8 protein-coding genes and 3 pseudogenes are annotated in these 11,233 nt (G+C 67.6%); 5 read left to right on the top strand and 6 right to left on the bottom strand.

Translation table 11 applies throughout. The features are described from left to right. Positions 1 to 385: pseudogene (locus HMPREF0591_RS11705) on the top strand (hypothetical protein); the annotation flags it as partial. Between the two features lie 99 nt (positions 386 to 484). Here HMPREF0591_RS11705 and pcrA read toward each other — a convergent pair. After that, the gene (gene pcrA / locus HMPREF0591_RS11700; RefSeq protein ID WP_007168755.1) at positions 485 to 2,818 is read right to left on the bottom strand and encodes a DNA helicase PcrA; all 2,334 of its coding nucleotides are present in this window, start codon (positions 2,816 to 2,818) and stop codon (positions 485 to 487) included. Positions 2,819 to 3,387: 569 nt separating this feature from the next. Here pcrA and HMPREF0591_RS11695 point away from each other — a divergent pair. Both HMPREF0591_RS11695 and pgi read left to right on the top strand, forming a co-directional pair. Then, positions 3,388 to 3,708, top strand: a pseudogene (locus HMPREF0591_RS11695) (chorismate mutase); the annotation flags it as partial. Between the two features lie 340 nt (positions 3,709 to 4,048). Further along, positions 4,049 to 5,713 (top strand): glucose-6-phosphate isomerase, encoded by a 1,665-nt coding sequence (pgi, locus tag HMPREF0591_RS11690; protein ID WP_007168753.1) that lies wholly within the window; start codon positions 4,049 to 4,051, stop codon positions 5,711 to 5,713. Positions 5,714 to 5,734: 21 nt separating this feature from the next. On the opposite strand, the gene HMPREF0591_RS11685 is transcribed toward pgi, so the two are convergent. After that, positions 5,735 to 6,310 (bottom strand): TetR/AcrR family transcriptional regulator, encoded by a 576-nt coding sequence (locus HMPREF0591_RS11685; RefSeq protein ID WP_040622368.1) that lies wholly within the window; start codon positions 6,308 to 6,310, stop codon positions 5,735 to 5,737. 91 nt (positions 6,311 to 6,401) lie between these two features. On the opposite strand from HMPREF0591_RS11685, the gene HMPREF0591_RS11680 reads away from it, so the two are divergent. Continuing rightward, on the top strand, positions 6,402 to 7,721 hold the full coding sequence (locus tag HMPREF0591_RS11680) for an oxygenase MpaB family protein (RefSeq protein ID WP_007168751.1): 1,320 nt from the start codon (positions 6,402 to 6,404) through the stop codon (positions 7,719 to 7,721). Positions 7,722 to 7,748: 27 nt separating this feature from the next. Here the strand turns inward: HMPREF0591_RS11680 and HMPREF0591_RS11675 are convergent, their stop codons facing one another. The 4 genes and pseudogenes from HMPREF0591_RS11675 to cobF form a co-directional block, all read right to left on the bottom strand. Continuing rightward, positions 7,749 to 8,498 (bottom strand): SDR family oxidoreductase, encoded by a 750-nt coding sequence (locus HMPREF0591_RS11675; protein ID WP_007168750.1) that lies wholly within the window; start codon positions 8,496 to 8,498, stop codon positions 7,749 to 7,751. Between the two features lie 29 nt (positions 8,499 to 8,527). Then, positions 8,528 to 8,995: a zinc finger domain-containing protein gene (locus HMPREF0591_RS33860; protein WP_231989271.1), complete on the bottom strand. Its 468-nt coding sequence runs from the start codon at positions 8,993 to 8,995 to the stop codon at positions 8,528 to 8,530. Between the two features lie 153 nt (positions 8,996 to 9,148). Then, positions 9,149 to 9,391 (bottom strand): annotated as a pseudogene (locus HMPREF0591_RS33855) (DNA-formamidopyrimidine glycosylase family protein); the annotation flags it as partial. Between the two features lie 5 nt (positions 9,392 to 9,396). Then, entirely contained in the window at positions 9,397 to 10,140 is a 744-nt protein-coding gene (gene cobF, locus HMPREF0591_RS11665) for a precorrin-6A synthase (deacetylating) (RefSeq protein WP_007168748.1), read from the bottom strand. Positions 10,141 to 10,268: 128 nt separating this feature from the next. On the opposite strand from cobF, the gene HMPREF0591_RS11660 reads away from it, so the two are divergent. Beyond that, on the top strand, positions 10,269 to 11,174 hold the full coding sequence (locus HMPREF0591_RS11660; RefSeq protein ID WP_007168747.1) for an AurF N-oxygenase family protein: 906 nt from the start codon (positions 10,269 to 10,271) through the stop codon (positions 11,172 to 11,174). Positions 11,175 to 11,233: the final 59 nt, after the last annotated feature.

The following is an 11,233-nucleotide window of genomic DNA, read 5'->3' as shown; positions in this document are numbered from 1 at the left end:
CGGCGCCCCGGCCGGCGGCCCGAGCGACCGGACGGCCGTCGCCGCGTGCGCCGTCAGCATCGTCAGCGGGTGGGCCACGTCGGTGGTGGCGACCGACCTGATCGCCGGGTGGTGGCGAAGCGACCGGCTGTTCTGCATCGCGGTCGCGTTCCTGGCCCTGGTGTTCGCGGCTACCACCATCTCCGGCGTGATCATGCTGTTGCAGCATCGGCCTTTTGGGCGCTACCTCATCGTGGCCGGCGCCGTGGTCGCGGTGCTGACCTATGTCGGTGTGTTCATCGCCGGTGCCCGCGTCGCGTGGATCGTGCATCTGCTGCCGCTGCTGCCGATCGCCAGCGTGGTGCTCGCGATGCACCCGCGGACCAAACGCTGGCTGGAGGCCTGACGAACCGACGCGGGTGCGGCCTCGGCGCCCGACCACTAGGCGGCTTTCAAATCCGATATCACCCGCGATATCAAATTCCCGTCCGCAGGCACCACTTGGCTAGAGCTTGCTGATCGGAGCGTGATTGTGCATCAGCTTGACGCGGCCCGCGCTGCCGAAATCGATGAGCGACATGGCCGATTCGCCGACCCCGGAAACTTCCTCGACGCGGCCCAAGCCGTACTTGTCGTGGGTCACCCGGTCGCCGGGCTCGAGCACCAACAACGGGCGCTTGCCCGCGCCCGAGCGGGTGGGCGCCGCGCGCGGCGCACCGAACCGCCCCGCGCCGCTCACCGGCGCGCTGAACGACGGGGCCGGCGCGGTGCGCCGCCATTCGATGAGTTCCTGCGGAATCTCCCGAAGGAAGCGTGATTCCGGGTTCAGCATCGGCTGTCCCCAGGAGGACCGGACGATGGCCCTGCTCAGGTACAGGCGCTGACGGGCGCGGGTGATGCCGACGTAGGCCAACCGCCGTTCCTCGGACAGTTCTCTCGGGTCGTCCAGCGCCCGCATGTGGGGGAACATCCCGTCCTCCCATCCCGTGACGAACACCACCGGGAACTCCAGCCCCTTCGCGGTGTGCAACGTCATCAGGGTGACCATGCCTGCGCCGTCATCGGGGATTTCGTCGCTGTCGGAAACCAGCGAGACGCGTTCCAAGAACTCCGCCAGCACACCGGTGTCCGGCACGTCTTCGTCGTCCGGCGCCTGCAACGACTCGTCCAGCGCGGCGGCGTTGGCCCGGTCGGTGCTGAATTCGTGTGCCACACTGACCAATTCGTTCAGGTTGTCCAGGCGGGCCAGGTCCTGGGGGTCCGTGGAGGACTCCAGCTCCCGGCGGTATCCCGTCCGTTCGAGCACCGATTCGACCAGATCGCCGAGGTCCTCGTCGAGGCGGCCCCTGAGCTCGTCGAGCAGCTCGACGAAACCGGCGATCGCCTTCTCCGCGCGTGAATTGAGCATCGGCACTTTGCCTTCGGCCGCGGCCACCAGCGCGTCGGCGAAACTCGCGCCGGTGTTCTCGGCGTACACCGCCACGCAGGCCTCGGCGCGGTCACCGATGCCGCGGCGCGGCGTGTTGAGGATGCGCCGCATGCTGACCGCGTCGCCGGGGTTGTCCAGCACCCGCAGGTAGGCGACGATGTCGCGGATCTCTTTGCGTTCGTAGAACCGGACTCCGCCGACGACCTTGTAGGGAATGCCGGCGCGAATGAACACCTCTTCGAACGACCGCGACGAGTTGTTGGTGCGATAGAACACGGCCACGTCGTTGTAGGTGATCTCGCCCCGATCGGCGAGCGCGTCGATCTCCTCGGCCACGAACCTGGCCTCGTCGTGCTCGTTGTCGGCCACGTAGCCGACGATCAGCTCGCCGGCGCCGGCGTCGGTCCACAGCCGCTTCTCCCGCCGCCCGGAGTTGCGCGCGATCACCGAGTTGGCGGCGGACAAGATGTTCTGCGTCGAGCGGTAATTCTGTTCCAGCAGAATGGTTGTCGCGTCCGGATAGTCGCGCTCGAAGTCCTCGATGTTGCGGATGGTGGCGCCGCGGAACGCATAGATCGACTGATCGGCGTCACCGACCACGCACAATTCCGCCGGCGGCACATCATCGCCGGACTCCGTCACGTCATGACCGACGAGTTCGCGCACCAGCACGTATTGGGCGTGGTTGGTGTCCTGGTACTCGTCGACGAGGACGTGCCGGAACCGCCGCCGGTAGTGCTGGGCGATCTGCGGGAAGGCCCGCAGCACCGCGACGGTTTCGCCGATCAGGTCGTCGAAGTCCAACGCGTTGGCCGCGCGCAGCCGGCGCTGGTACTCGCCGTAAACCGAGGCCACGGTCCGGGCCAGGTCGTCGGAATCATCCGTCAGTTTGGCCACCGCCTCGGCGGGGTCGATCAGCTCGTTCTTCAAGTTGGAGATGGCGTTGGCCAGCAGCCGGGGCGAGTAGCGCTTGATGTCGAGCCCCATGTCGCGCCCGATCATCTGGAGTAGGCGGCGGGAATCGTCGGCGTCGTAGATGGAGAAGTTGGAATTGAGCCCTTCGATCAAGGCGGCCTGGTTGCGCAGGATGCGCACGCACGTCGAGTGGAAGGTGGAAACCCACATGGCACGGGCCCGGTTGCCCACCAACCGCACCACGCGTTCACGCATCTCCGCCGCGGCCTTGTTGGTGAAGGTGATGGCCAGGATCTGCCCGACGCCGACCCCGCGCGCCGCGATGAGATAGGCGATGCGGCGGGTCAAGACCGCCGTCTTGCCCGAGCCCGCCCCCGCCACGATCAGCAGCGGCGTACCTTCGTGCACCACCGCCTGGCGCTGCTGCGGGTTGAGGCCTTCCAGCAGCTGATCTGCTTCGGAGGTCAGATTGGCATCGGTTGCGTACACACTCATGTTGGTCCAAACTTACCGCCGCCCACCGACGCAACGCGCCAAGGCGTGCGGCCAGGCTAGTGCCACCGCTCACCTCCCCGCGCCGAATCGCGCCCGCAATAAACGGTGGTTTCGCGATGCAATAAGCGCGCGCGTTTCAATTGGCGGTTAATTACACGCAAGTCTAAAAGGCCCTCGCATTCGCGCCCGAGTTTGCGTCGCCGTCAATCTCGCGCGACCGGCTGTGGGGCGCAAATTCGCGCCGCGTTAATGAAATACCCACCGGCGGTCAGGCCGGTAGGGGCCGCCGGCGCAATCGGACACCGGACGGTCGCGGCGTGGGCGGCCGGCGGGGTAATGGCCAGTTCACGAACGCCTTTTTGCGCGGAAGCTGTTTTTAGTGGCACACTCGTTTGGTGCTCAATGCGCAGTGCCGTCGGCAGCCGTCATCCCCGAACTGCCGTCGATTTTTCTACGGGTACCGGTTAGCGGTCCCCGTGGTCTAGCTGCATTCACCAGAGCCCCGTGGTCCGCTTCCGGAATCGGGGCTCGTCTCTTTTCTGAGGCCCGGAGCCGGATGAGACCATCACCCCCCACATCACGACAATGCGGAGTTAACAGAGATGAAGGTTGAGACGGTGGAAACCCCAGAGACCGCCGACCCAGAAGAGTTGAGCATCGACGAGTTGCGCCACGAGATCGACCGGTTGGACGCCGAGATCCTCGCCGCGGTGAAGCGGCGCACCGAGGTGTCCCAGGCGATCGGCAAGGTGCGGATGGCATCCGGCGGCACGCGGCTCGTGCACAGCCGCGAGATGAAGGTGATCGAGCGCTACAGCGAGTTGGGCCCCGACGGTAAGGACCTCGCGATCCTGCTGCTGAGGTTGGGCAGGGGCCGGCTCGGCCACTGAGGCCGCCCATCCCGGCCGGGGGTTTGTGCCGCTGCCCATGACGGTGACGGCCCGCCGCGCCCGGTCCCCCGCAAGCGGGCGGTGCCCCCAACGCCGCGCTTGCGACCGTCACCCGATCCGACGGTGACGGCCCGCCGCGCCCGGTCCCCCGCAAGCGGGCGGTGCCCCCAACGCCGCGCTTGCGACCGTCACCCGATCCGACCGTGACGGCCCGCCGCGCCCGGTCCCCCGCAAGCGGGCGGTGCCCCCAACGCCGCGCTTGCGACCGTCACCCGATCCGACGGTGACGGCCCGCCGCGCCCGGCTACGCCGCGCTTGCGACCGTCACTAGGGTCGAAGTATGACCTCCCTGCAAAGCCTCCCCGACATCACCGCCACCCCAGCGTGGGACGCCCTGCGCAGGCATCACGAACAGATCGGCGCGACGCATCTGCGCCAGTTCTTCGACGACGACCCCGACCGCGGCCGCGAACTCACCCTCTCGGTCGGCGACCTCTACATCGATTACAGCAAACACCGCATCACCCGAGAGACGTTGCGGCTCCTGGTCGATCTGGCTCGCGCGGCGAACATCGAGGAGCGCCGCGACCAGATGTTCGCCGGCGCGCACATCAACGTCTCGGAGGACCGGGCGGTGTTGCACACCGCGCTGCGGCTGCCCCGCGACGCCGAGCTGATCGTCGACGGCCGCAACGTCGTCGAGGACGTGCACGCCGTGCTCGACCGGATGGGCGACTTCACCGACCGGTTACGCAGCGGTGAATGGACCGGGGCGACCGGGAAAAGAATCAGCACGGTGGTCAACATCGGCATCGGCGGATCGGATCTGGGACCGGTGATGGTCTATCAGGCACTGCGCCACTACGCCGACGCCGGGATATCGGCCCGCTTCGTCTCCAACGTCGATCCGGCCGACCTCATCGCGACCCTGGCCGACTTAGACCCCGCCACAACACTTTTCATCGTGGCGTCGAAAACGTTTTCCACGCTGGAAACCCTGACCAACGCGACCGCAGCCCGCCGCTGGCTGACCGACGCGCTCGGTGACGCGGCGGTGTCCAAGCACTTCGTGGCGGTCTCCACCAACAAGCGCCTGGTCGACGACTTCGGCATCAACACCGACAACATGTTCGGGTTCTGGGATTGGGTCGGCGGACGGTACTCGGTCGATTCGGCGATCGGGCTGTCGGTGATGGCCGCCATCGGCAAGGAGGCCTTCGCCGATTTCCTGTCCGGATTCCACATCGTGGACCGGCATTTCAAGACCGCCCCGCTGGAGTCCAACGCGCCGGTGCTGCTTGGGCTGATCGGGCTGTGGTACTCCAACTTCATGGGTGCGCAATCGCGTGCGGTGCTGCCCTACTCCAACGACCTGGCGCGCTTTGCCGCGTACCTCCAGCAGCTGACCATGGAATCCAACGGCAAGTCGACGCGCGCCGACGGCACTCCGGTCACCACCGACACCGGCGAAATCTTTTGGGGCGAGCCGGGAACCAACGGCCAGCATGCCTTCTACCAATTGCTGCACCAGGGTACGCGGCTGGTGCCGGCCGACTTCATCGGCTTCAGCCAGCCCCTCGACGACCTGCCCACCGTCGAAGGCACGGGCAGCATGCACGACCTGCTGATGAGCAACTTCTTCGCCCAGACCCAGGTGCTGGCGTTCGGCAAGACCGCCGAGGAGATCGCCGCCGAAGGGACGCCGGCCGGCATCGTGCCGCACAAGGTGATGCCCGGCAACCGGCCGTCGACCTCGATTCTCGCCGACCGGCTCACCCCGTCGGTGCTGGGGCAATTGATCGCGCTCTACGAGCACCAGGTCTTCACCGAGGGCGTGGTGTGGGGCATCGATTCGTTCGACCAGTGGGGCGTGGAGCTGGGCAAGACGCAGGCCAAAGCGCTGCTCCCGGTCATCACGTCCGACGGCTCGCCGCCGCCGCAGTCGGACAGCTCCACCGACGCGCTGGTCCGGCGCTACCGAACGGAGCGCGGGCGCACCAGCTGACGCGGCGCGGCAGGAGCGCGGTCACCGATGCTGGCCTGCGAGCTCGGGGCTGAGGCCGCGCACGAATGCGCGCAGCCGTTCCTGGGTGGCGGTCTGCGGATCGCTGAGGTGCAACTGCAGCAATTCGCGACCCGCGGCATGCAGGATCCGAGCGGTGTATTCGGGCTCGTGCAACTGCGGATTCCGACGCAACAGTTCACGGACGAAGAACTTGAGGACAACGGCCTGCGATTGGGCCAGCCGCGCGTACAACTCCGGTGGGGCGCCCTGCGGCGGAAACAGGAACAGGCGCCATGTCGCGGGGTGGGCGTCCACGGCGGCCAGCACGCCGTCGAACGCGATCACCAGCGACTGATCCTCGGCGACGGCGTCCAATCCGGCGATGGCCTCGGCGAATTGGGCACCGGCGCGCGCCGCCTCCCGGTCGATCAGCGCGACGAACAAGCCCGCCGGGTCGCCGAACAGCTGGTAGATCAGCGATCGGTTGATGCCGGCCGCCTCGGCGATGCGGTTCGGCGTCGCCGCGTGGAAGCCTTCGACGTCGACGATCGCGTGCGTGACGTCGAGGATCTGCTCGCGCCGGCCCTCGGCGCTCATGCGCCGCTTCGGGTTGCCCGCCCTCATGCTTGACAGCATAACTAACAACTTGTGAGTATGCTCACGAAGTGTTAGTTAGCGGAAGGCAGCGATGGTCACGTACTACCCCGAGCTCGCGCGGCGGGTCCGCAGCCAGCGGGACCTGCAACCCGACCTGTACGGCGATTTCGACTTCGACCGGCGCCCGGACCGCCTGGCCACCGAACCCGGCGTGGCCTCGGCCCTGCCCGCCTGGGTCGCCGACCGCGCACCGATCCTGGAAGACGACCGCGTGGTCGAGTTGATGAGCACGGCCACCCTGCTCGGCGATGTCGTCGCGGATCCCTATGCGGCCCTGATGAACTCGTACAGCGTCGCGCACCTGATCGACATGCTCAAGACGGCCTGCCGCGAGGGAATCGACGCGGTCGCCGACGCGCCCCCCGAACTGGCGGAGTTCATCGCCGCGATGGAGGCCGCCCCGGAGTGGATCGACTTCGATCTGGTCCGCGAAGGCGCTCGGCAAGAGCGCATTCCGGCTGCGCTGCTGGCCCCGTTCATCACGCGCGGGGCCTTCATCGCGACCTTCACCAACACCTACGCCGCGTTGCCGATGGCGCTGACCGGTGCGCTCTCGGGCAAGCGGGCCGCCCGGCGGGTCAACGAGACGGCCAGCTTCTTCGCCGTCACCACCCTGCCCGGCGCGCTGGACCGCTACGGCCCCGGCTTCGAGGCCGCGGCCATGGTCCGGCTGATGCACTCGATGGTTCGCTACAACGCCCTGAAGAGATCCGACAAGTGGGATACCGCCATCTACGGCATGCCGGTGCCTCAGGTCGACCAGATGCCCGCCGGAATGATCGGCCAGTACCTGCTGGCCCGCCGGGCACGCCAGCAGGGCCGGACGGAATTCACCAAAGAAGAACGCGCCGTCGTCGAATTCGCCCGGTATCGCTGCTTTCTGCTCGGGCTGCCCGAGGAGCTGCTGCCCTCCGAACCCGCCGGCATCATCCACGTCATGCATGCCCGCTCGGCGCTGCTGCGCGACGGATTCGACAGCATCTGTCAAGAACTCGTCCGCGGCACGATGGCGGCCTACCTGCGGCCCGGCACCTCCTTGTTCGACCGTTGCGCGGAAGCGGTCGAAAAGAGTTTCAGCAAGCTCACATTCGTTCGCACCTTCTGCAATGGCGATCGGGAGATCGCCGAGGCCATGGGGGTTTCCATGGGGCCGACGGATCTCTTGCGCGTCGCCCTCACCGCGCCCTTCATCATCGGTCGATTCAACGTGGTGAGCCAGGCCAGCCGCATTCCCGTGCTGCGGGACGTCACCGACGCCTACGTGATCGGGCTGCTCAAGCTCCGGCTGGCGACGTACGGGAAGCCGGAGTTCACCACCGACGCAACGCATTACACGCCAGCCATGCACTAGCCCGCGGCGCGAGCGGCTAGTCAGCGGTCAGGCGAACCACTTGGTCAGCGGCGGCGGCAGCACCCGCATCACCTGCACCAGCGGCGCCCATGGCCACCACGGCACGGCCGCCCGCCCGGGCTCACGCTCCATGGCGGAGACGAGGGCGTTGACGCCAGTCTCGTTGTCCACCATCAGCATTGTGCTGTTCGACTTGGCCGTCATCTCCGACTCGATGTAGCCCGGCTCGATGACCGAAACCCTGATCGGGCCCTTGGCGTATTCGGCCCGCAGGGATTCGCCCAGCGAGCTCAGCCCGGCCTTGCTCGCGGCGTAGGCGGCCTTGACCCCCGGCACCCCCTTGTTGCCGAGCACCGACGAGATCAGCACCAGATGGCCCGACCCGCTCTTGTTGAACATCTCCAGCGCCGTCTCGATCTGCACCAGCGCGGCCACCAGGTTCGTCTCGATGGTCGCCTTGTTCGCCCAGAGCTTGCCCGAGCCGAGCTTGGCGCCCTTGCCGATGCCGGCGTTGACGACGACCCGATCGATGCCCCCGAGCTCGTCATTCAGTTCGCCGAACACCTTCGGCACCTGCTCGTGGTCGTTGACGTCCAGCGCGGCCACGGCGATCTTGATGCCCGGATAGCGTTGGGACAGTTCGTCCTTCAGCTCGTCGAGCCGGTCGGTGCGTCGCGCGCAGAGCGCCAGATCGCGGCCCTTGGCGGCGAAGGCACGCGCCATGCCGGCGCCCAGGCCGGAGCTGGCACCCGTGATGAGAATCTTCTGGCGAGTCACCCAGGCAGCATAGCGACCGCGGCCGCCGACTACTTGAGCAGCCGCGACATCCGCCGGTCGGCCAGCACTTTGCCACCGGTCTGACACGTCGGACAGTACTGAAAAGACTTGTCCGCGAACGAGACTTCACGGACGGTGTCGCCGCAGACAGGGCACGGCAGGCCGGTGCGGGCATGCACCCGCAGCCCGGAGCGCTTCTCGCCCTTGAGCGTGGCCGCCCCCTGGCCCACGGATCGGCTCACCGCGTCCCGCAAAACGGACACCATCGCGTCGTGCAGCGTGGTGAGCTGCTCGTCGGTCAGCTTGCCCGCGGTGGCGAACGGCGAAATCTTGGCGACGTGCAGGATTTCGTCGCTGTACGCGTTGCCGATGCCGGCGATCACCTTCTGATCGGTGATGACGGTCTTGATCCGCCCGGTGTTTCCGGCCAGCAGTCCGGCGAGGTCGTCGACGCCGAGTTCCAGCGCGTCCGGGCCGAGGGCGGCGATCCCGGGCACCGTCTGCGGGTCGGTGACGAGCCATACGGCCAGCCGCTTCTGGGTGCCCGCCTCGGTGAGGTCGAAGCCGGGCGCCTCTCCGGGCGTGCCCAGATGCACCCGCAACGCGATCGGGCCCTTGCCGGGACGCAGCGGCGCCGCGCCCAGTTTGTCGGACCACCGCAGCCACCCCGCCCGCGACAGGTGGGTGATCAAGAACAGCTCCCCCGCCTGCAGCCCGAGGTATTTGCCCCACCGGTGGGCACCCGTCACGGGCCGGCCGTGCAGCGCGCCGAGCGGCGGATCGAAGGTTTTCAGCACGGACAGCGCGCCGACATCGACGCGACCGACGGTCAGGCCGACGGCGTGGCGGCGCAGGTGGTCGGCCAGCGCTTCGACCTCGGGCAGTTCGGGCACGCCCTTCAGTCTGCCGGTCTGAGCAAATAGGTGTCCATGATCCAGCCGTGCCGCGCGCGGGCCTCGGCCCGCAGCGCCGCAATGCGCGTTCCGACCTCGCCGACGGCGCCCGCCACGAGCAACTCGTCGCCGGTGCCCAGGTAGGCGCCCCACCAGATGTGGGTGCCGGGCGGGCACGCCTGAAAGGAGCACTCGGCGTCGAGCATGACGACCGCCGCTCCGGTCAACCCGTGCGCGCGCAGCTTTCGGCCGGTGGTGATCAGGACCGGCTCCCCGACCTCGTTGAGCGGGATGCGGTGTCGGGCGGTCAGCGCCTGGATGGCGGTGATGCCCGGAATGACGTCGAAGGTGAACTCGAGCTCGGCCTTGACGGCATCCAGGATGCGCAGCGTGCTGTCGTACAGCGACGGGTCACCCCAGGCGAGGAAGGCGCCGACACCGTCGGGGCCCAGCTCGGCGCCGATGGCCGCCGCCCACACCCGCGCCCGCGCCGCGTGCCAGTCCGAGACGGCCCCGCGGTAGTCGGTCCCGGTCGACCGTTTGGGATCGGTCAGCTCGACGAAGCGATAGCCCGGCTCGCGGATGAAGCGGGCACAGATCTCCCGTCGCAGCGCGACCAGGTCGCTTTTTGCCTCGCCCTTGTCCATCGCGAAGAACACCCGGGTGTCGTTGAGCGCCTCGATCGCCTGGACGGTCATGTAGTCGGGATCGCCGGCGCCGATGCCGATGACGTGGATATGCCGGCCCAATGCACTCTCCTGCCCCGCGGGTTGCCCAATCAGATTGCCGAATTGAAACCTAAAGGGCCTAGTCGGAGCCAAAAGTACCCAGTACCATGGGTACCGTCTGAAGCACCCAATGAAGGGACGCCAGCCAGATGACATCTGCGGTGAAGCCAGCCGGGCCGAGTCGGGAAGAGTTCTCCGAGCGCCTGCTCAGGGGTTCGGTGAAGAAGTCCTACGAGCCGGTCGTCGACATCGACTGGGACGCGCCGCTGGACCCGGACAAGTTCTACCTGCCGCCGCGGCTGGTGTCGCTGTACGGCACCGCGATGTGGGACGAGATGACCCGCGAGCAACAGATCGAGCTGTCCCGCCAGGAGCTGGTGAACACCCTCTCGGCCGGCATCTGGTTCGAGAACATGCTCAATCAGTCGCTGCTGCGCACGATCCTGCACGAGGACCCGACGAGCCGGTCGACCCATTACAAGCTCACCGAGCTGGGCGACGAGACCCGCCACATGGTGATGTTCGGCAAGGCCATCGAGCGCATCGGCGCAAAACCGGTGCGGCCCCGGCTCTTTCACCGGATGATCATCAACGCGCTTCCGCTGGCGTTTCAGCGGGGTTCGATGCTGTGGGTGGCCGCGCTGATCGGCGAGGAGATCTTCGACTCGTTGCAGCGGCAGATGATGGACGATCCGGAACTGCAGCCAATCATCCAGCGGCTCATGCGGATTCACGTCACCGAGGAGGCGCGCCACATCCAGTTCGCGCGCGACGGCGCCCGCAAGCGGGTCGTCGAGATGCCACGGCTCAACCGCTGGTTCATGGCCAACATCAACGGGCTGGGCGGCTACTTCTTCAACTACCTGTTCAGCAATCCGATCCCGTATGCGCGCACGGGCCTGGACCCGAAGCGGGCGCGCCGGATCGCGCGGACCAGCCCGCACCGCCGCGACATGCAGGTCGCGGGTTTCGCCCCGCTGGCGGCGTTCCTGACCGAAGTGGGTCTGCTCGGCCCGATCGCCCGCCGCGGCTGGAAGCGCAGCAGGTTTCTGTGACGCGGCCGCACGGCCCCGGCGAACCCAGCCATCCCGTCGTCGTCCTCGGCGCTCAGCCA

The sequence above is a fragment of the Mycobacterium parascrofulaceum ATCC BAA-614 genome, from assembly GCF_000164135.1.
GTDB classification, from domain to species: Bacteria; Actinomycetota; Actinomycetes; order Mycobacteriales; family Mycobacteriaceae; genus Mycobacterium; species Mycobacterium parascrofulaceum.
Note: the sequence above shows the minus strand (reverse complement) of the source record. Positions and strands in the feature narration are given on the sequence as shown.